Source organism: Burkholderia torrens, from assembly GCF_984668525.1.
In genome coordinates, this window is record NZ_OZ480211.1 from 511,398 (window position 1) to 531,633 (window position 20,236).

The window sequence follows — 20,236 nt, forward strand, 5'->3', positions numbered from 1 at the left end:
CGGTCAGAAGTCGCTATCGAGGCCGTCCTGGACCTGTTCGGCCGCACGCAGCACCGCGCGCGCCTTGTTCTCGGTCTCTTGCCATTCGGATTCGGGCACCGAATCCGCGACGACGCCGGCCGCCGCTTGAACATACAGGTTGCCGTTGTGGATCAGGCCCGTGCGGATCGCGATCGCGAGATCCATCTCGCCCGAGAACGACAGGTAGCCGACCGCACCGCCGTACAGCCCGCGCTTGACCGGCTCGAGCTCGTCGATCAGTTCCATCGCGCGCACCTTCGGCGCGCCGGACAGCGTGCCGGCCGGGAACGTCGCGCGCAGCACGTCGTAGTTCGTCATGCCGGGCTTCAGCTTGCCTTCGACCGAGCTGACGATGTGCTGCACGTGCGAATACTTCTCGATAACCATCTTGTCGGTCACCTGCACCGAGCCGATTTCCGCGATGCGGCCGACGTCGTTGCGCGCGAGGTCGATCAGCATCACGTGCTCGGCGATTTCCTTCGGATCGTTGAGCAGCTCGGTCGCGAGTTCGGCGTCGCGCTCGGGCGTGTTGCCGCGCGGGCGCGTGCCGGCGAGCGGACGGATCGTGACGATCTGGTCTTCGCCGCGCTTTTCCTGGCGCACGAGGATTTCCGGCGACGCGCCGACCACGTGGAAATCGCCGAAGTTGTAGTAATACATGTACGGCGACGGGTTCAGCGAACGCAGCGCGCGGTACAGCGACAGCGGATTGTCGCGGTACGGCTTCGTCAGCCGCTGGCCGACCTGGATCTGCATCAGTTCGCCGGCCGCGATGTATTCCTTCGCCTGGCGCACGGCGGCGAGATAGTCGTCCTTCTTAAACTCGCGGAACGTCTCGGTGCGCACGCTCGCCGACGTGACGGGCGGCTGCACGGTCGTGCGCAGGCGCTGCTTCAGTTCGCGCAGGCGCTGTTTCGCCTTCGCGTAGGCTTCGGGCTGGCCCGGGTCCGCGTAGATGATCAGGTACAGCTTGCCGGCGAGGTTGTCGATGACCGCGACTTCCTCGGTCAGCAGCAACTGGATGTCGGGCAGGCCGAGATCGTCGCGCGGCGCGGTATTCGCGAGCTTCTTCTCGATATAGCGCACCGCGTCGTAGCCGAAGTAGCCGGCGAGACCGCCGCAGAAGCGCGGCAGGCCCGGGCGCTGCGCGACCTTGAAGCGCGCCTGGAACGATTCGATGAACCGGAACGGGTCGCCGTCGTGCGTCTCGACGACCTGGCCGTCGCGCACGACTTCCGACACGCCGTTGCGGGTGCGTACGAGCGTGCGGGCCGGCAGGCCGATGAACGAGTAGCGGCCGAAGCGTTCGCCGCCTACCACCGATTCGAGCAGGAACGAGTTGGCGCCCGCGCGTTCGGGCTGGGCCAGCTTCAGGTAGAGGGACAGCGGCGTTTCGAGATCGGCGAGGGCTTCCGCGATCAGCGGGATGCGGTTGTAGCCTTCGTTCGCGAGCGATTGGAATTCGAGTTCGGTCATGTTCCGGTCCTGTTCGGGACGAGCGGCGCGTGCGCCAGGGATCACTTGACGCTGCGCGGGTTGCCGTCGGCGAAAGGGCGGTCGAACGAGAAGTGCCTGTTGCCGGCCGGCACTCCGGGCGTGAACGTCGCGAGCCTGCGGCCGATCCTGAACGCAAGCGTTCGGGCGCGGTGGAACTCGAGGTGGTGCGACGGTCGGCGCGCGGATGCGCAGCGAGATAAAAAACGGCGCTGAAGACGTGCTTCAGCGTACCTCATCGAAGAGGTTAGCGCGACCAGCGACGCCAGGGCCAGGCTCCCCGGTCGATGCTGCTCAGACTCCGTTTTTTATTCAGAAACATGCAGATGGAAGAAATAATCAGAGGGTTGGCCGGCCGGCGTTGTGTGCGGAAATTGCGCGAGCCGCGACCAGCAACGAATCGACTATACCATCCGAATTTATCGTTTGTATAGCTTTGCCGTGGTTGTAGCCGTACGGCACAGTCAACGTCGCCATCCCGGCCGCGCGGCCTGCCAGCGCGTCGTTTTCCGAGTCGCCGATCGCGACCGCCGCGTCCGGTGCGACGCCGAGCGCGTCGCAGGCCGTCAGCATCGGCAGCGGATCGGGCTTCTTGCGCGCGACGCTGTCGCCGCCGAGCACGATGCCGAAGCAGCCGGCCAGCCCGTATTGCTCGAGCAACTCGACCGCGAAGCGGTGCGGCTTGTTCGTCACGCACGCGAGCCGGATGCCGGCCGCGCGCAGCGCGTCGAGGCCGGCGGCCACCTCCGGATAGAGGCGCGCATGGCGGCCGTTGATCTTCGCGTATTCGGTTTGATAGATCGCCAGCGCGTCGTCGAAGCGCGCATGCGCCTCGTCGGCCGGGAAGCGCGGCTTCAATACGCTCTGGATCAGGTGCTCGGAGCCCTTGCCGACGTAGCCGATCACCTCGTCGCGCGACGTGGCCGGCGCGCCGAGCTGCGCGAGCATCCCGTTCAGGCCGGCCGTGAAATCGTCGGCCGTATCGACCATCGTGCCGTCGAGGTCGATCAGCGCGGCTTCGATGCGCGGCGCGGTGAAGCGGATCGGGGCGGCGTCGGTCGCGGCCCCGGCCGGCGCATGGCCGGCAAGCGACGAATCGGCCACGGCGTCAGCTCCGTTCGACGGTGGCGAGCGCCGCGCGCATCTCGTCGATCACCTTGCGGTAGTCGGGCTTGCCGAAGATCGCCGAACCCGCGACGAACGTGTCGGCGCCGGCCGCCGCGATTTCCGCGATGTTGTCGGTCTTCACGCCGCCGTCGACCTCGAGCAGGATCTCGCGGCCCGTGCGTTCGGTGTAGGCGTCGATGCGTGCGCGTGCTTCGCGCAGCTTGTTCAGCGTCTCCGGAATGAACGACTGGCCGCCGAAGCCCGGGTTGACCGACATCAGCAGCACGAAGTCGAGGCGATCCATCACGTGGTCGAGGTAGTTCAGCGGCGTGGCCGGGTTGAACACGAGGCCGGCCTTGCAGCCGTGGTCGCGGATCAGCGACAGCGTGCGGTCGATGTGATCGGAGCCTTCCGGGTGGAAGCTGATCAGGTTCGCACCGGCCTTCGCGAAATCGGGCACGATCCGGTCGACCGGGCGCACCATCAGGTGCACGTCGATCGGCACCTGCACGTGCGGGCGGATCGCTTCGCACACGAGCGGGCCGATCGTCAGGTTCGGCACATAATGGTTATCCATCACGTCGAAGTGGATCCAGTCGGCGCCGGCGGCGACGACGTTGCGGACTTCTTCGCCGAGCCGTGCGAAATCGGCCGACAGGATGCTGGGAGCGATACGGAATTGGGTCATGGCAGGGGAGCGGGGACGTTGCGGCGCAAAACCGTCATTCTACCGTCCGGCGACCCGGTGCGCGGCGGCAGGCCGTGCGGCCGAGGCCCGATTGCGCATAGAATGCCGAACCAATGCGGCGCGCCCGCGGCCCCGTTGCCCATGCCGGCACGGACAGTCACCTTCCACCGGAAACATCATGAGTCAGTATCAGTTCACCGTTTCGGTGAAAACCAGCTACTTGCCGGAACAATCCGACCCCGATCGCCGTCAATACGCATTCGCGTACACGCTGACGATCCGCAACACGGGACAGGTCGCGGCGCAGCTGATCGCGCGTCACTGGATCATCACGGACAGCGAGAACCACGTGCAGGAAGTGAAGGGGCTCGGCGTCGTCGGGCACCAGCCGCTGCTGCAGCCGGGCGAGCACTTCGAATACACGAGCTGGGCCGTGATCGCGACGCCGGTCGGCACGATGCGCGGTGCGTACTTCTGCGTGGCGGAAGACGGCGAGCGTTTCGAGGCGCCGGTCGACGAGTTCGCACTGCACATGCCGCGCACGCTGCATTGAGCGTGCGAAGCGCGTCAGCGCAGCGGGCGGTCGTTGTTGCCGCGGGCGTGCTTCTTTCTGCCCGACGACGTCCACACGACGATGAAGATCAGCAGGGCAAGCGCTACGAAGGCTTCGAGCGCGAAGATGAGCATCGGATATTGGTCGAGAAAATCTGACATGGCGGTTTCCATCAAGAACGGACATTGTATGTGGTTTGGGCCCCGGTTGGCCGGGTGGGTGGCAGCGGCCGCGGCGGCGGCGCTGCTTGCCGCGTGCGGCGGCGCACCGACGCGGACATCGTCGCTGAAGCCGCCGACCGGCGCGGCGATCGTGCCGGGGCAGATCGCCGCGAAGCGGCTCACGCCGGTCGCGTGGCAGCAGGTGCCGGGCTGGCAGGACGATTCGCTGATCGGCGCGACGGCCGCGCTGCGCCAGAACTGCGTGCGGCTCGCGCGCCAGCCGGCCTGGGCACGTGCCTGCGCGGCCGCCGACCGCCTCGACGAGCTCGACGTCAGCAGCGCGCGCACCTTCTTCGAAACGTATTTCACGCCGTTCCAGCTCGCGAACACCGACGGGACGCTCGACGGGCTCGTGACCGGCTATTACGAGCCGCTGCTGCACGGTTCGCGCGTGCGCCGCGGCCCGTATCAGTACGCGCTCTATCGCTGGCCGGCCGGCTATCGCGCGGGCGCCGCGCTGCCGGCTCGCTCGCAGCTCGAGCGCGCGGGCATCCTGAACGGCAACGAACTCGTGTGGGTCGACGATCCGATCGAGGCGTTCTTCCTGCAGGTGCAGGGCTCGGGGCGCGTGCTGCTCGACGACGGCTCGGTGATGCGGGTCGGCTTCGGCGGCACCAACAACCAGCCGTACCGTTCGATCGGCAAGTGGCTGCTCGATCGCGGCGAGCTGACGCCCGCCCAGGCGACGATGCAGGGTATCAAGGCATGGGCGAAGGCGAACCCGACCCGCGTCGACGCGCTGCTCGACACGAATCCGCGGTTCGTGTTCTTCCGCGACATGCCGACCAAGGAAGACGCGCCGCACGGCGGTGCGGACGGCCCGATTGGTGCGCTTGGCGTACCGCTGACGCCGGAGCGTTCGATCGCGGTCGATCCGTCGGCGATCCCGCTCGGCACGCCCGTGTTCCTGCAGACCACGCGCCCGCTGACGAATACGCCGATGAACCGGCTCGTGTTCGCGCAGGATACGGGTTCGGCGATCAAGGGCGGCGTGCGTGCCGACTATTTCTGGGGGCTCGGCGACGACGCGGGCGATCAGGCCGGCCGGATGAAGCAGGTCGGCCGGATGTGGCTGTTGTTTCCGAATTCGTGATTTGGGGCGGCGCGGGCTGCCCGGATGGTGGCTCGTGAACGAGGCGCGGCATGGATGGCGCGCCTCATGCGCGTGGGGCGTGCCGGTCTGATCGCCGGTGTCCCCATGTGATTTCAGTTCGCGTGATGCTGTGCGTGTCACGTCGAACGACGCTTTGGAGTAGAACAGCCCGATCGGCGTTGGCCGACCGGGCTGTTTCGTTTGCGGGCACGGATTCGCCGCTGCGCGACGCACGCGCGGCGAGCAACCTCAGCCCTTGCGCTTGTCGACGACGCGGCGCGCCTTGCCGACCGAGCGCTCGATCCCGTTCACGGGCAGCACGTTGATCACGGCCGTCACGCCGATCAGCGACTTGATGTCGTACGCGAGCGCCTGCTTTGCCGCATGGATCGCCGCCGTATCGGGTGCGGAGTCGGGGCAGGGCTCGACGTTGAGCGTCAGCACGTCGAGCGGGCCTTCCTTCGTCAGTACGATCTGATAGTGCGGCGCGAGCGCGCGTTGCTTGAGCAACTGTTCCTCGATTTGCGTCGGGAACACGTTGACGCCGCGCACGATCATCATGTCGTCCGAGCGGCCGGTGATCTTCTCCATCCGGCGCATCGTGCGGGCGGTGCCGGGCAGCAGGCGCGTGAGGTCGCGGGTGCGATAGCGGATGATCGGCAGCGCCTCTTTCGTCAGCGATGTGAACACGAGCTCGCCGAGTTCGCCGTCCGGCAGCACTTCGCCGGTTTCCGGGTCGATGATTTCCGGATAGAAGTGGTCTTCCCAGATAGTCGGGCCGTCCTTGGTCTCGACGCATTCGGACGCGACGCCGGGGCCCATCACTTCCGACAGCCCGTAGATGTCGACCGCATCGATGCCCATCCGCTGTTCGATCGCGACGCGCATGTCGTTGGTCCAGGGCTCCGCGCCGAAGATGCCGATGCGCAGCGAGCTCTGAACGGGATCGAGGCCCTGGCGCTCGATTTCGTCGGCGATCGACAGCATGTAGCTCGGCGTCACCATGATGATGTCGGGCCGAAAGTCCTGGATCAGCTGGACCTGCTTCTCGGTCTGGCCGCCGCCGAACGGGATCACGGTCAGCCCTGCGCGTTCGGCGCCGTAGTGCGCGCCGAGCCCGCCCGTGAAGAGACCGTAGCCGTAGCTGACGTGCACCTTGTCGCCGCGACGCGCGCCGGCGGCGCGGATCGAGCGCGCGACGAGATTCGCCCACGTGTCGATGTCGCCGGCCGTATAGCCGACGACCGTCGGCTTGCCGGTCGTACCCGATGACGCATGGATGCGCGAGATCTGGTCTTGCGGTACCGCGAACATCCCGAACGGGTAGCTGTCGCGCAGGTCGCCTTTGGTCGTGAACGGGAAGCGCGACAAGTCGGCGAGCGTCTTCAGGTCGTCCGGATGCACGCCCGCGTCGTCGAATTTGCGACGATAGACGGGCGAGTGGTCATACGCATGCCGGAGCGACCACTTGAGGCGTTCGAGCTGCAGTGCGATCAGCTCGTCGCGTGAGGCGGTCTCGATCGGCTCGAGCGGTAGCGGGGTAGTCATGCCTGTCTCCAGTGTTTGTTATGTGCGAGCCGTCGACGTCAGCGGTCTTCCGGGATGACCGTGCCCTTGATCTGGGCGGATTTGCCGCGAAACATCGCGACCGTCTCACCGGTCTGGTTCGTGACGCGGATGTCGTAGATGCCGTGGCGGCCGGCGCGCGCCTGTTCGATCGCCTCGGCCGTCAGCACGTCGTCGCCGTGCACCGGGCGCAGGAATTCGATCGAGCAGCCGGCCGCGACCGTGTTCAGGTTGTACGAGTTGCATGCGAACGCGAACGTCGAATCGGCGAGCGTGAAGATGATCCCGCCGTGACAGGTCTGGTGTCCGTTCAGGAATTCGGGCCGTACGCGCATCTGCAGGCGGGCGTAGCCGGCGCGTACTTCGGCGATTTGCATGCCGAACGCGCGGCTGCATGCATCTGCGTCGTACATGGCCTGCGCCGTGGCGCGGGCCAGCGAATCGGGATCGAGCGTGGCGGTGGCGTTCGTCATGTCAACGCCCCTCGAAGCGCGGCGCGCGCTTCTCGATGAATGCCTTCACGCCTTCCGCATAGTCATGCGACTGGCCGAGCTTGCGCTGATGGTCGCGTTCCAGGTCGAGCTGCTGGTCGAGCGTGTTCGTCACGCTGTCGCGCATCGATTGCTTGATCGACGCGATCGCGAGCGTCGGTTGCTGCGCGAGCTGGTTCGCGAGCTGACGGACCGTCGCGACGAGCGCGTCGTCATCGACCGCGCGCCAGATCAAGCCCCATTGCTCGGCCTGTTCGGCACCGAGCTTGTCGCCGGTCAGCGCGAGCCCCAGCGCGCGTGCCATGCCGACGCGCTGCGGCAGGAACCACGTGCCGCCCGAATCCGGTACGAGCCCGATCTTGACGAAGGCCTGGATGAAACTGCTCGAACGGGCGGCGAACACGAGATCGCAGGCGAGCGCAAGATTCGCGCCGGCGCCGGCCGCGGTGCCGTTGACGGCAGCGATCACCGGAATCGGCAGGCGCTGCAGGCGGCGGATCAGCGGATTGAAGTGCTCGTCGATCAGCGAGCCGAGGTCGGTGGACGCGCCCGGTGTGAAGTCGAGGTCGGCCAGGTCCTGGCCCGCGCAGAAGCCGCGCCCCGCACCCGTCAGAATCAGCGCGCGCGCGCCGGCCGCTTCGACTTCATCGAGTGCCGACTGCAGTTCGCGATGCATCGCCCGCGTGAAGCTGTTCAGCTTGTCGGGGCGGTTGAGGGTGATCGTGGCCACGCGCGCGACCTGATCGATATCCAGCTGAATCGCCTGATAGGACATGCAGTGTCTCCTTCATGACTTCGTTATAGGCGCGCGGCGCGTCGGTTACACGCGTTCGATCGCGAGGGCGATCCCCTGGCCGACGCCGATGCACATCGTACAGAGCGCGAAGCGGCCGCCCGTACGTTCGAGTTGATGGAGCGCCGTGGTCACGAGCCGGGCACCCGAAGCACCGAGCGGGTGGCCCAGCGCAATGGCGCCGCCGTTGGGGTTCACGCGCGGATCGTCGTCGGCGACGCCGAGCATGCGCAGCACCGCGAGGCCCTGCGATGCGAACGCCTCGTTGAGCTCGATCACGTCGAACTGGTCGATGGTCATGCCGAGCTGGCGCAGCAGCTTTTGCGTGGCCGGCGCGGGGCCGATGCCCATCACGCGCGGTGCCACGCCGGCGGTTGCCATGCCGACGACGCGCGCGCGGCGGCGCAGGCCGTATTGATCGGCAGCCTGTGCATTGGCGAGCAGCAGCGCACACGCGCCGTCGTTGACGCCTGATGCATTGCCGGCCGTCACCGAGCCGTCCGGACGCACGACACCCTTCAGCTTCGCGAGCGCTTCGAGCGACGTCTCGCGCGGATGTTCGTCGCGCGACACGACGATCGCGTCACCTTTCTTCTGCGGAATCGAGACCGCGACGATTTCGTCGGCGAGCGTGCCGTCCTGCTGCGCACGCGCGGCCTTCTGCTGGCTGCGCAGTGCGAACAGATCCTGGTCGGCTCGGCTGATGTTGTAGTCGACCGCGACGTTCTCGGCCGTCTCCGGCATCGAATCGACGCCATGCAGCTGTTTCATCAGCGGATTGACGAAGCGCCAGCCGATCGTCGTATCGAAGATGTCGGCCTGGCGTGCGAACGCGCTCGCGGCCTTGCCCATCACGAACGGCGCGCGCGTCATGCTCTCGACGCCACCCGCGATCATCAGGCGCGCTTCTCCCGCCTTGATCGCACGCGCGGCCGTGCCGACCGCGTCCATCCCGGAGCCGCACAGCCGGTTCAGCGTCGTGCCCGGCACGTCGGTCGGCAGGCCCGCGAGCAGCGCCGACATGCGCGCGACGTTGCGGTTGTCCTCGCCGGCCTGGTTCGCACAGCCGTAGATCACGTCGTCGATCGCCGACCAGTCGACGTGTCGGTTGCGTTCGACGAGCGCCTTGAGCGGCACAGCGCCGAGGTCGTCGGCGCGGACGTCTTTCAGGGCGCCGCCGTAGCGGCCGATGGGGGTGCGAATCGCGTCGCAGATGTAGGCGTCTGTCATGGGCGTATCGATGAGCAACGAACCCGCCGGGTGGCGGATTCGTTCATGGTAGAGAACGTGGCGGCGTTTGCACGTCGGCCATTTGGGTTATGCCGTCTGGCCGGCTTCCGCGGGGACCGCCTTCGGGGCAACATGAACGCGGCTTTGCACCACACGGAAGCGGTTGGCGACGAACGCCGGGTCGGCCAGGGCCGCGTTGGCCGCCGGGTTCGCACCGGTGCCGTGGAAATCGGAGAACGCGGCCGACTGGTTGACGAACACGCCGCCCGTCAGGTTGATCGACAGCGCGACACCGCCGCGTACCGCCGCGTCGTGCGCCGCGTCGACGATCGCATCGTCGGTGCTGTACACGGAGAGCGTCAGCGCGCCATGTTCCGCTGCGATTTCACCAGCGAGATCGAGCGACTGCGCGGTCGAGTCGGTCGCGATCACGAACGAGATCGGGCCGAACCACTCCTGCGTGAATTTCGCGCGATCGGCCACGTCGAGCTGCAGCACGAGCGGCGTACGCACGCGGGCATCGGGGAAGGCCGGGTGCTGGAGGGTCAGGCTGTCGGCGAGCACGCGGCCGAGCTGGCGGGCGTCGTCGATACGCGCGGTCACGCCTTCGTTCTGGATCGCGCCGATCAATTCGACCGAGCGTGCCGGGTCGCCGGTGAGTTTCTGCACGGAAACGGCGATGGCCTGGGCGACCTCGTCGAAGCTCGCATGACCGTCCGCCGTGCGGATACCGTCGCGCGGCACATAGATGTTCTGCGGCGCCGTGCACATCTGGCCGGAGTACAGCGCCAGCGAGAACGCGATGTTCTTGGCGGCGGCCTTCAGGTCGTCGGTCGAGTCGATCACGATCTGGTTGACGCCCGCCTTCTCGGTGTAGACCTGCGCCTGGTGGGCATGGCGCTCGAGCCACGTGCCGTTCTGCGTGCTGCCGGTGAAGTCGATCAGCTTGATCTCGGGGCGCAGTGCGAGATCCTGGACGAGGGCGCCGTCGTTGGGCTCGGTCGCCAGGAGCGTGACGACGTTCGGATCGAACCCGGCCTCGCGCAGCACGTCACGAGCGATCCGCACCGTGATCGCGAGCGGCAGGATTGCGCCCGGATGCGGTTTGACGATCACGGTGTTGCCGGTTGCGAGGTCGGCGAACAGGCCCGGGTAGCCGTTCCAGGTCGGGAACGTGCAGCAGCCGAGCACGAGCCCCGTGCCGCGCGGGACGATCGTGTAGCGCTTGTGCATCGCGAGCGGCGGGTTCTTGCCTTGCGGCTTTTCCCAGTGCGCGTCGGCGGGGATGCGGCGCAGTTCGTCCCATGCGTAGGCCACTGCCTCGAGCGCGCGGTCCTGCGCGTGCGGGCCGCCGGCCTGGAACGCCATCATGAACGCCTGCCCGGTGGTGTGCATCACGCTGTATGCGATCTCGAAGCTCGCGCGATTCAGGCGCGCGAGGATTTCGAGGCTGACGCCGACCCAGGCGCTCGGGCCGGCTTCACGCCACGTGCGTTGCGCGGCGGCCGCGGCGGCGATCAGTGCGTCGGGCGTCGATTTCGGATACCGGATGCCGAGAGCGATGCCGTACGGCGACTGCTCTGCACCGACCGTTTCGCCGGACGCCGGCTGGTCGAGCACGAACGTCTTGTCGAGGTGCGACTTGAATGCGGCCTCGCCATCGGCGTTCGCGCTTTCCCCGTACACTTTGGGGCTCGGCATCTCGACGAACGGGCTCCAGTACCCGCGGCTCTCGATGGCGGCGAGAGCGTGTTTCAGCGTGTCTTCGTGCTTCGTGAACAGTGCATGGGTCATGGCGGCGGCCTGATGAACATTGAGAGGGATTGGATCGATTAATTAACCGACCGGTTGGTCGGAGAATGGTAGCATCAAACTATTCGCATGTGTGCGAGGCGTTTCTCATTTCATTGATCGAGGAGAAATAGATGGCTTACGAGAACATCCTGGTGGAGACCCGCGGGCGTGTTGGCCTGGTTACGCTGAACCGCCCGAAGGCGCTGAATGCGTTGAACGATGCACTGATGGACGAGTTGGGTGCCGCATTGAAGGCGTTCGATGCGGACGACAACATCGGCGCGATCGTCGTGACGGGGAGCGAGAAGGCATTCGCGGCCGGTGCGGACATCGGCATGATGGCGACCTACTCCTATATGGATGTTTACCGGGGCGACTACATCACGCGCAACTGGGAGACGGTCCGCGAGATCCGCAAGCCGATCATTGCGGCGGTTTCGGGCTTTGCGCTGGGCGGCGGCTGTGAGCTTGCAATGATGTGCGACATCATCTTCGCGGCGGATACGGCCAAGTTCGGTCAGCCCGAGATCAAGCTGGGGATCATGCCGGGCGCCGGCGGCACGCAGCGGCTGCCGCGTGCGGTGTCGAAGGCGAAGGCGATGGACATGTGTCTGACCGCGCGTTTCATGGACGCCGCCGAAGCCGAGCGTGCTGGGCTCGTGTCGCGCGTGCTGCCGGCCGACAAGTTGCTCGACGAGGCGCTTGCTGCCGCGGCGACGATTGCCGAGTTCTCGCTGCCGGCGGTCATGATGGTCAAGGAGTCGGTGAACCGCGCATACGAGACGACGCTGGCCGAGGGTGTCCATTTCGAGCGCCGGCTATTCCATTCGCTGTTCGCGACCGAAGACCAGAAGGAAGGGATGGCGGCATTCGTCGAGAAGCGCAAGCCGGCGTTCAAGAACCGCTGATCGGGTTGAGCGACGGCAGGTGCCCGACGTCTGTTTGGCGTCTGCTGTCAGTACGATCGCCTGGCCTGTCTGGCCCCAAGCCCCCGTGCGCGTCAGCGCACGGGGGGCTTTTTCAAATTTCTTCACAAAAGGGCTTGCGGGAATGGCGCGAGGTGCATAGAATCACGCCTCTTTCGCGCTAACGGAAACGCGGCGCGGGAGGAAGGGAAGCAGTGCTGGTGAGGCTCGGTGGTAGCGGCCTCGGCGGTACGGAAGTTGAGCCCCGCAGTCGCAACGACGTGATGTAAAAAGTTGTTGACGAACTGCGAAACACGGTTCATAATCTCGCTTCTCTGCTGCTGAAAACGCAGCGCTGCTGAGAAACTTCAGGTTTCTCGCAGAAACGCTCTTTAAAAATTAACAGCCGATAAGTGTGGGCGCTTGATGGAAGCGAGCTGATCTTCGGATCAGATAGCGAAAGTATCAAGAGTCTCACACTAAAGTAAGTCAGGTTTATGAAGTGATTCATATTCCTGTCAGCTTTGAGTGAGCGACCGGTTCTTAACCGAACCGAAAACAGTAACAGGTTTGAACTGAAGAGTTTGATCCTGGCTCAGATTGAACGCTGGCGGCATGCCTTACACATGCAAGTCGAACGGCAGCACGGGTGCTTGCACCTGGTGGCGAGTGGCGAACGGGTGAGTAATACATCGGAACATGTCCTGTAGTGGGGGATAGCCCGGCGAAAGCCGGATTAATACCGCATACGATCTACGGATGAAAGCGGGGGACCTTCGGGCCTCGCGCTATAGGGTTGGCCGATGGCTGATTAGCTAGTTGGTGGGGTAAAGGCCTACCAAGGCGACGATCAGTAGCTGGTCTGAGAGGACGACCAGCCACACTGGGACTGAGACACGGCCCAGACTCCTACGGGAGGCAGCAGTGGGGAATTTTGGACAATGGGCGAAAGCCTGATCCAGCAATGCCGCGTGTGTGAAGAAGGCCTTCGGGTTGTAAAGCACTTTTGTCCGGAAAGAAATCCTTGGCCCTAATACGGTCGGGGGATGACGGTACCGGAAGAATAAGCACCGGCTAACTACGTGCCAGCAGCCGCGGTAATACGTAGGGTGCGAGCGTTAATCGGAATTACTGGGCGTAAAGCGTGCGCAGGCGGTTTGCTAAGACCGATGTGAAATCCCCGGGCTCAACCTGGGAACTGCATTGGTGACTGGCAGGCTAGAGTATGGCAGAGGGGGGTAGAATTCCACGTGTAGCAGTGAAATGCGTAGAGATGTGGAGGAATACCGATGGCGAAGGCAGCCCCCTGGGCCAATACTGACGCTCATGCACGAAAGCGTGGGGAGCAAACAGGATTAGATACCCTGGTAGTCCACGCCCTAAACGATGTCAACTAGTTGTTGGGGATTCATTTCCTTAGTAACGTAGCTAACGCGTGAAGTTGACCGCCTGGGGAGTACGGTCGCAAGATTAAAACTCAAAGGAATTGACGGGGACCCGCACAAGCGGTGGATGATGTGGATTAATTCGATGCAACGCGAAAAACCTTACCTACCCTTGACATGGTCGGAATCCCGCTGAGAGGTGGGAGTGCTCGAAAGAGAACCGGCGCACAGGTGCTGCATGGCTGTCGTCAGCTCGTGTCGTGAGATGTTGGGTTAAGTCCCGCAACGAGCGCAACCCTTGTCCTTAGTTGCTACGCAAGAGCACTCTAAGGAGACTGCCGGTGACAAACCGGAGGAAGGTGGGGATGACGTCAAGTCCTCATGGCCCTTATGGGTAGGGCTTCACACGTCATACAATGGTCGGAACAGAGGGTTGCCAACCCGCGAGGGGGAGCTAATCCCAGAAAACCGATCGTAGTCCGGATTGCACTCTGCAACTCGAGTGCATGAAGCTGGAATCGCTAGTAATCGCGGATCAGCATGCCGCGGTGAATACGTTCCCGGGTCTTGTACACACCGCCCGTCACACCATGGGAGTGGGTTTTACCAGAAGTGGCTAGTCTAACCGCAAGGAGGACGGTCACCACGGTAGGATTCATGACTGGGGTGAAGTCGTAACAAGGTAGCCGTATCGGAAGGTGCGGCTGGATCACCTCCTTTCCAGAGCTTCTCGCACAAGTTGAGCGCTCACGCTTATCGGCTGTAAATTTAAAGACAGACTCAGGGGTCTGTAGCTCAGTCGGTTAGAGCACCGTCTTGATAAGGCGGGGGTCGTTGGTTCGAATCCAACCAGACCCACCATTGTCTTGTCTAGCGATAGGTACCTGAGGTCATCTGTACATTGGGGGCATAGCTCAGCTGGGAGAGCACCTGCTTTGCAAGCAGGGGGTCGTCGGTTCGATCCCGTCTGCCTCCACCAATCCTCAATGACAAGCGTTCGACTTGGGTCGAATCTTTGTCATTGGCGATTGAGCCAGTCAGAGGATATCAACAGATATCGGCTGTCGTTCTTTAACAATCTGGAAGAAGCAAGTAATTTGGATAGCGGAAGCGTCTTGAGATGGACGTGAAAACTATCCGGGTTGTGATTGTATCGATGTATCTCAAGATGATTCGAACTCTATGTTTGACTCAATTGGAATACGGCACAACGCGAGAACTCAACCTGTAGCGACTGTCGATGAGACAGACTCGTTATAGGGTCAAGCGAACAAGTGCATGTGGTGGATGCCTTGGCGATCACAGGCGATGAAGGACGCGGTAGCCTGCGAAAAGCTACGGGGAGCTGGCAAACAAGCTTTGATCCGTAGATGTCCGAATGGGGAAACCCACTCCTTTTGGAGTATCCATGGCTGAATACATAGGCCATGCGAAGCGAACGCGGTGAACTGAAACATCTAAGTAACCGCAGGAAAAGAAATCAACCGAGATTCCCAAAGTAGTGGCGAGCGAAATGGGATGAGCCTTGCACTCTTTATTTGTATTGTTAGCCGAACGCTCTGGAAAGTGCGGCCATAGCGGGTGATAGCCCCGTAGGCGAAAACAGTATGAAAGAACTAGGTGTGCGACAAGTAGGGCGGGACACGTGAAATCCTGTCTGAAGATGGGGGGACCATCCTCCAAGGCTAAATACTCGTGATCGACCGATAGTGAACCAGTACCGTGAGGGAAAGGCGAAAAGAACCCCGGGAGGGGAGTGAAATAGATCCTGAAACCGCATGCATACAAACAGTCGGAGCCTCGTAAGGGGTGACGGCGTACCTTTTGTATAATGGGTCAGCGACTTACGTTCAGTAGCAAGCTTAACCGTATAGGGCAGGCGTAGCGAAAGCGAGTCCGAATAGGGCGTTCAGTTGCTGGGCGTAGACCCGAAACCAAGTGATCTATCCATGGCCAGGATGAAGGTGCGGTAACACGTACTGGAGGTCCGAACCCACTAACGTTGAAAAGTTAGGGGATGAGCTGTGGATAGGGGTGAAAGGCTAAACAAACTTGGAAATAGCTGGTTCTCTCCGAAAACTATTTAGGTAGTGCCTCGTGTCTCACCTTCGGGGGTAGAGCACTGTCATGGTTGGGGGGTCTATTGCAGATTACCCCGCCATAGCAAACTCCGAATACCGAAGAGTGCAATCACGGGAGACAGACATCGGGTGCTAACGTCCGGTGTCAAGAGGGAAACAACCCAGACCGCCAGCTAAGGTCCCCAAATATAGCTAAGTGGGAAACGAAGTGGGAAGGCTAAAACAGTCAGGAGGTTGGCTTAGAAGCAGCCACCCTTTAAAGAAAGCGTAATAGCTCACTGATCGAGTCGTCCTGCGCGGAAGATGTAACGGGGCTAAGCTATATACCGAAGCTGCGGATGCGTGCTTTGCACGCATGGTAGGAGAGCGTTCTGTAAGCCTGCGAAGGTGTCTCGGAAGGGATGCTGGAGGTATCAGAAGTGCGAATGCTGACATGAGTAGCGATAAAGGGGGTGAAAGGCCCCCTCGCCGTAAGCCCAAGGTTTCCTACGCAACGTTCATCGGCGTAGGGTGAGTCGGCCCCTAAGGCGAGGCAGAAATGCGTAGCTGATGGGAAGCAGGTCAATATTCCTGCACCATTGTTAGATGCGATGGGGGGACGGATCGCGGAAGGTTGTCCGGGTGTTGGAAGTCCCGGTCGCTGCATTGGAGAAGGCGCTTAGGCAAATCCGGGCGCGGAATTCAAGGGTGTGGCGCGAGCTCCTTAGGGAGCGAAGCAATTGGAAGTGGTTCCAAGAAAAGCCTCTAAGCTTCAGTCTAATGATGACCGTACCGCAAACCGACACAGGTGGGCGAGATGAGTATTCTAAGGCGCTTGAGAGAACTCGGGAGAAGGAACTCGGCAAATTGGTACCGTAACTTCGGGATAAGGTACGCCCTTGTAGCTTGATGCCCCTGCGGGCAGAGGGTGAAGGGGTTGCAATAAACTGGTGGCTGCGACTGTTTAATAAAAACACAGCACTCTGCAAACACGAAAGTGGACGTATAGGGTGTGACGCCTGCCCGGTGCCGGAAGATTAAATGATGGGGTGCAAGCTCTTGATTGAAGTCCCGGTAAACGGCGGCCGTAACTATAACGGTCCTAAGGTAGCGAAATTCCTTGTCGGGTAAGTTCCGACCTGCACGAATGGCGTAACGATGGCCACACTGTCTCCTCCCGAGACTCAGCGAAGTTGAAGTGTTTGTGATGATGCAATCTACCCGCGGCTAGACGGAAAGACCCCATGAACCTTTACTGTAGCTTTGCATTGGACTTTGAACCGATCTGTGTAGGATAGGTGGGAGGCTATGAAACCGGAACGCTAGTTTCGGTGGAGCCGTCCTTGAAATACCACCCTGGTTTGTTTGAGGTTCTAACCTTGGCCCGTGATCCGGGTCGGGGACAGTGCATGGTAGGCAGTTTGACTGGGGCGGTCTCCTCCCAAAGCGTAACGGAGGAGTACGAAGGTACGCTAGGTACGGTCGGAAATCGTGCTGATAGTGCAATGGCATAAGCGTGCTTAACTGCGAGACCGACAAGTCGAGCAGGTGCGAAAGCAGGTCATAGTGATCCGGTGGTTCTGTATGGAAGGGCCATCGCTCAACGGATAAAAGGTACTCTGGGGATAACAGGCTGATACCGCCCAAGAGTTCATATCGACGGCGGTGTTTGGCACCTCGATGTCGGCTCATCTCATCCTGGGGCTGTAGCCGGTCCCAAGGGTATGGCTGTTCGCCATTTAAAGAGGTACGTGAGCTGGGTTTAAAACGTCGTGAGACAGTTTGGTCCCTATCTGCCGTGGGCGTTGGATATTTGAAGGGGGCTGCTCCTAGTACGAGAGGACCGGAGTGGACGAACCTCTGGTGTACCGGTTGTCACGCCAGTGGCATCGCCGGGTAGCTATGTTCGGAAGAGATAACCGCTGAAAGCATCTAAGCGGGAAACTCGCCTTAAGATGAGATATCCCTGGGAACTAGATTCCCTTGAAGGGTCGTTCGAGACCAGGACGTTGATAGGTCAGGTGTGTAAGCGCAGTAATGCGTTCAGCTAACTGATACTAATTGCCCGTAAGGCTTGATCCTATAACAAGTCTGTCTCGCGCTGAGAACAGCGCGTCGGACTGGTTGGATTCTCGTGTGTGATACACACAACTCAAGATTACTGCTTCTTCCCAGATTGGTTGTGCTGCAAAGCCAGCACAACAACCCTCTTTGCCTGATGACCATAGCGAGTCGGTCCCACCCCTTCCCATCCCGAACAGGACCGTGAAACGACTCTACGCCGATGATAGTGCGGATTCCCGTGTGAAAGTAGGTAATCGTCAGGCTCCCTAAGCCAGAAACCCCCGCCCGAAAGGCGGGGGTTTTTGCATTTGAGCGGCGGAAATGTGCGTGGAGCCGCGAAGCGACGGTAGAGTCGTCTACGTCACCCTTCCAAAGACCAGGCGTGGTACCGAATTCTCCCGCCGATCGATATCTGTTGCGATTCGCTGGTTATTGAGCGCATCGTCAATCAAAACGCGCTCTGTCCTCTCCGCTTATCGGCAAGCACTGCAGTGTGTGCTCAACCTCCCGTTCTCCACGGCGCCTGCGTCATCAGTCGCTCTTCGGTCAGATAATCCGAGATCGGAACGAAATGGACGCTTTATTCGGTGTGTCCACGTAAAATTCGCGAATCCCCCTCTCTGCATTCAAAACGATGAACGCCGCCACACAGGTAGCCCGGGCCGTCTGCCCGCACGATTGTCCGGACACGTGCGCGATGCGCGTGACCGTCGAGAACGGCAAGGCGATCAAGGTCACGGGCGATCCCGATCATCCGCCGACGCAAGGCGTGCTGTGCACGAAGGTCAGCCGCTATGCCGATCGCGTGCACCACCCCGATCGCCTGACGGTACCGCTCAAACGTGTCGGCGCGAAGGGGGAGGGGCGCTTCGTGCCGATCAGCTGGAACGAGGCGTTCGACGAGATCGGCCGTCGTCTCGGTGAAATCGCTGCGCGCGCGCCGGAAGCGATCGTGCCGTACAGCTACGCAGGGACGATGGGGCTCGTGCAGGGCGAGGGCATCGCCCAGCGGTTCTTCCACAAGCTCGGCGCGTCGCGGCTCGAGCGCGCGATCTGCGCGGCAGCCGGCGCGGCGGGGCTGCGATACACGTATGGTGGCAGTCTCGGCATGCACCTCGAGCATTTCGAGGAAAGCGAGCTGATCCTGATCTGGGGCGCGAACCCGATCGCGTCGAGCCTGCACTTCTGGACGCGCGCGCAGGAAGCGAAGCGCCGCGGCGCCCGTCTCGTCGCGATCGACCCGTATCGTTCGCTGACTGCGGAAAAATGCCATCAGCACATCGCGCTGAAGCCCGGTACCGACGGCGCATTTGCGCTCGGCATGATGCATGTGCTGATAACCGAAAACCTGCTCGATCACGACTACATCGCAGACCATACGCTCGGCTTTGATGCGCTCAAAGAGCGCGCAATGTCCTATCCACCGGAACGCGTGGCGCAGATCTGCGGTGTCGATGCGGCGGAACTGGTCGATCTTGCGCGTCGCTACGGTGCGACCCGCAAGGCGTCGATCCGCCTCAACTACGGCATGCAGCGCGTTCGCGGTGGCGGTAATGCAGTGCGCGCGATTGCAAGTCTGCCGGCGCTGACGGGCGCGTGGCGCGACCGGGCCGGCGGGCTGTTGCTCTCATCGTCGGAATCCGCGCCGGTCGACCAGGCGGCGCTGCTGCGCCCGGACCTGATGCCCGGTTGGCCGCACAAGCTGCCGCGCATCATCAACATGAACGCGATCGGTGACGCGCTATTGCACGCGGGCGACGCGACGTTCGGGCCGAAGGTCGAGGCGGTGATCGTGTACAACTCGAACCCGGTAGCGGTCGCGCCGGACTCTTCGAAGGTCGCCGCGGGTTTTGCTCGCGAGGACCTGTTCACGGTCGCTCTCGAACATTTCAAGACAGATACCGTCGATTTCGCGGACATCGTGTTGCCGGCAACCACTCAGCTCGAGCATCTCGATATCCACAAGTCGTATGGCCACACGTACGTGATGGCGAACCTGCCGTCGATTCCGCCGGTGGGTGAGGCGCGGCCGAACACGGAGATTTTCCGTGGCATCGCGCGCAGCATGGGGCTCGACGAGCCGGCGCTGTATCACAGCGACGAAGAGGTCGCGCGCGCGGCGCTCCGCTGGGACGACCCGGCACTCGGCAGCGACTGGGAAACGTTGAAGCGCGAAGGCTGGCTGAAGCTCAAGCTGCCGGAGGCGCCGTTTGCGAACGGTGGTTTCAGGACCCCGTCAGGCAGGTGCGAGTTCTACAGCCCGCGGCTCGAGCAGATGGGCATGGACCCCGTTCCCGACTACCTGCCGCCGTTCGAATCGGCCGAAGCCGCGCCCGAACTCGCTGCGCGTTATCCGCTCGCGATGATCTCGCCCCCGGCTCGTCACTTCCTGAACAGCACGTTCGTGAACGTCGAGAGCCTGCGCACGACGGAAGGCGAGCCGCATCTCGACATGCACCCGTCCGACGCGGAGGCGCGCGGCATTGCCGAGGGTGACGTGGTGCGCATCTTCAACGATCGCGGATCGATGCAGGCGCTTGCGCGAATTACCGATCGCGCGCGTGCGGGCCTCGTCGTCGGGCTGTCGATCTGGTGGAAGAAACTGTCGCCGGATGGCCGGAACGCAAACGAGGTGACGAGCCAGGCGCTGACCGATCTCGGCAATTCGGCGACGTTTTACGATTGTCTTGTGGAAGTTGAGCGAATTTGATCGAATGTTGCCTTATGATCGGACGAATGTCTCCAGAAGTTCGAAGTGGACATCTAACCCT

The 20,236-nt window shown here is 62.5% G+C and carries 12 protein-coding genes, 2 tRNA genes and 3 rRNA genes; 9 read left to right on the forward strand and 8 right to left on the reverse strand.

Going from position 1 to position 20,236, the window contains the following annotated elements:
* Window positions 1–3: 3 nt before the first annotated feature.
* The 3 genes from trpE to rpe form a co-directional block, all read right to left on the reverse strand.
* Complete coding sequence (gene trpE, locus AC5LXX_RS02360; RefSeq protein WP_124453144.1) at window positions 4–1,497, reverse strand: anthranilate synthase component I; 1,494 nt, start codon at window positions 1,495–1,497, stop codon at window positions 4–6.
* A gap of 357 nt (window positions 1,498–1,854) precedes the next feature.
* Window positions 1,855–2,619 (reverse strand): phosphoglycolate phosphatase, encoded by a 765-nt coding sequence (locus tag AC5LXX_RS02365; RefSeq protein WP_493410369.1) that lies wholly within the window; start codon window positions 2,617–2,619, stop codon window positions 1,855–1,857.
* Between the two features lie 4 nt (window positions 2,620–2,623).
* Entirely contained in the window at window positions 2,624–3,310 is a 687-nt protein-coding gene (rpe, locus tag AC5LXX_RS02370; protein WP_011883156.1) for a ribulose-phosphate 3-epimerase, read from the reverse strand.
* A gap of 178 nt (window positions 3,311–3,488) precedes the next feature.
* Between rpe and apaG the strand changes: the two genes are divergently transcribed.
* Complete coding sequence (apaG, locus tag AC5LXX_RS02375; RefSeq protein WP_011350820.1) at window positions 3,489–3,863, forward strand: Co2+/Mg2+ efflux protein ApaG; 375 nt, start codon at window positions 3,489–3,491, stop codon at window positions 3,861–3,863.
* An 81-nt stretch (window positions 3,864–3,944) separates the two neighbouring features.
* A complete protein-coding gene (gene mltA / locus AC5LXX_RS02380) occupies window positions 3,945–5,177 on the forward strand; it encodes a murein transglycosylase A (protein WP_124453140.1) in 1,233 nt (410 codons plus the stop codon).
* A gap of 249 nt (window positions 5,178–5,426) precedes the next feature.
* Here the strand turns inward: mltA and paaK are convergent, their stop codons facing one another.
* The 5 genes from paaK to paaN form a co-directional block, all read right to left on the reverse strand.
* Window positions 5,427–6,725: a phenylacetate--CoA ligase PaaK gene (paaK, locus tag AC5LXX_RS02385; protein WP_176051140.1), complete on the reverse strand. Its 1,299-nt coding sequence runs from the start codon at window positions 6,723–6,725 to the stop codon at window positions 5,427–5,429.
* Window positions 6,726–6,763: 38 nt separating this feature from the next.
* On the reverse strand, window positions 6,764–7,216 hold the full coding sequence (gene paaI, locus AC5LXX_RS02390; RefSeq protein ID WP_493402241.1) for a hydroxyphenylacetyl-CoA thioesterase PaaI: 453 nt from the start codon (window positions 7,214–7,216) through the stop codon (window positions 6,764–6,766).
* A 1-nt stretch (window position 7,217) separates the two neighbouring features.
* Entirely contained in the window at window positions 7,218–8,009 is a 792-nt protein-coding gene (paaG, locus tag AC5LXX_RS02395; RefSeq protein ID WP_124453134.1) for a 2-(1,2-epoxy-1,2-dihydrophenyl)acetyl-CoA isomerase PaaG, read from the reverse strand.
* A gap of 45 nt (window positions 8,010–8,054) precedes the next feature.
* Window positions 8,055–9,257 carry a 3-oxoadipyl-CoA thiolase gene (pcaF, locus tag AC5LXX_RS02400; protein WP_493410370.1) on the reverse strand — a complete coding sequence of 401 codons (1,203 nt, stop codon included), beginning with the start codon at window positions 9,255–9,257 and terminating at the stop codon, window positions 8,055–8,057.
* Between the two features lie 87 nt (window positions 9,258–9,344).
* On the reverse strand, window positions 9,345–11,051 hold the full coding sequence (gene paaN / locus AC5LXX_RS02405; RefSeq protein WP_493410371.1) for a phenylacetic acid degradation protein PaaN: 1,707 nt from the start codon (window positions 11,049–11,051) through the stop codon (window positions 9,345–9,347).
* 131 nt (window positions 11,052–11,182) lie between these two features.
* Between paaN and AC5LXX_RS02410 the strand changes: the two genes are divergently transcribed.
* The 7 genes from AC5LXX_RS02410 to AC5LXX_RS02440 all read left to right on the forward strand — a co-directional run bounded on the left by AC5LXX_RS02410 (window position 11,183) and on the right by AC5LXX_RS02440 (window position 20,175).
* Window positions 11,183–11,959 carry an enoyl-CoA hydratase gene (locus AC5LXX_RS02410; protein ID WP_493410372.1) on the forward strand — a complete coding sequence of 259 codons (777 nt, stop codon included), beginning with the start codon at window positions 11,183–11,185 and terminating at the stop codon, window positions 11,957–11,959.
* A 569-nt stretch (window positions 11,960–12,528) separates the two neighbouring features.
* Window positions 12,529–14,061: ribosomal RNA gene (locus AC5LXX_RS02415) — 16S ribosomal RNA — on the forward strand.
* Window positions 14,062–14,125: 64 nt separating this feature from the next.
* Window positions 14,126–14,202: transfer RNA gene (locus tag AC5LXX_RS02420), tRNA-Ile, on the forward strand.
* A gap of 42 nt (window positions 14,203–14,244) precedes the next feature.
* Window positions 14,245–14,320 (forward strand) — tRNA-Ala (locus AC5LXX_RS02425).
* 281 nt (window positions 14,321–14,601) lie between these two features.
* Window positions 14,602–17,483 (forward strand): 23S ribosomal RNA (locus AC5LXX_RS02430).
* Between the two features lie 132 nt (window positions 17,484–17,615).
* Window positions 17,616–17,728 (forward strand): 5S ribosomal RNA (rrf, locus tag AC5LXX_RS02435).
* Together the 16S, 23S and 5S rRNA genes with 2 tRNA genes alongside form the textbook arrangement of a ribosomal RNA operon.
* Before the next feature lie 371 nt (window positions 17,729–18,099).
* Entirely contained in the window at window positions 18,100–20,175 is a 2,076-nt protein-coding gene (locus AC5LXX_RS02440; protein WP_493410373.1) for a molybdopterin-containing oxidoreductase family protein, read from the forward strand.
* The last annotated feature ends 61 nt before the right edge of the window (window positions 20,176–20,236 follow it).

Bases quoted from the DNA above. Each gene is read 5' to 3' on its own strand.
- trpE (WP_124453144.1), bottom strand. From the start codon at position 1,497: ATGACCGAACTCGAATTCCAATCGCTCGCGAACGAAGGCTACAACCGC.
- rpe (WP_011883156.1), bottom strand. From the start codon at position 3,310: ATGACCCAATTCCGTATCGCTCCCAGCATCCTGTCGGCCGATTTCGCA.
- apaG (WP_011350820.1), top strand. From the start codon at position 3,489: ATGAGTCAGTATCAGTTCACCGTTTCGGTGAAAACCAGCTACTTGCCG.
- mltA (WP_124453140.1), top strand. From the start codon at position 3,945: ATGAAGATCAGCAGGGCAAGCGCTACGAAGGCTTCGAGCGCGAAGATG.
- paaK (WP_176051140.1), bottom strand. From the start codon at position 6,725: ATGACTACCCCGCTACCGCTCGAGCCGATCGAGACCGCCTCACGCGAC.
- paaI (WP_493402241.1), bottom strand. From the start codon at position 7,216: ATGACGAACGCCACCGCCACGCTCGATCCCGATTCGCTGGCCCGCGCC.
- paaG (WP_124453134.1), bottom strand. From the start codon at position 8,009: ATGTCCTATCAGGCGATTCAGCTGGATATCGATCAGGTCGCGCGCGTG.
- pcaF (WP_493410370.1), bottom strand. From the start codon at position 9,257: ATGACAGACGCCTACATCTGCGACGCGATTCGCACCCCCATCGGCCGC.
- paaN (WP_493410371.1), bottom strand. From the start codon at position 11,051: ATGACCCATGCACTGTTCACGAAGCACGAAGACACGCTGAAACACGCT.
- AC5LXX_RS02410 (WP_493410372.1), top strand. From the start codon at position 11,183: ATGGCTTACGAGAACATCCTGGTGGAGACCCGCGGGCGTGTTGGCCTG.
- AC5LXX_RS02440 (WP_493410373.1), top strand. From the start codon at position 18,100: ATGAACGCCGCCACACAGGTAGCCCGGGCCGTCTGCCCGCACGATTGT.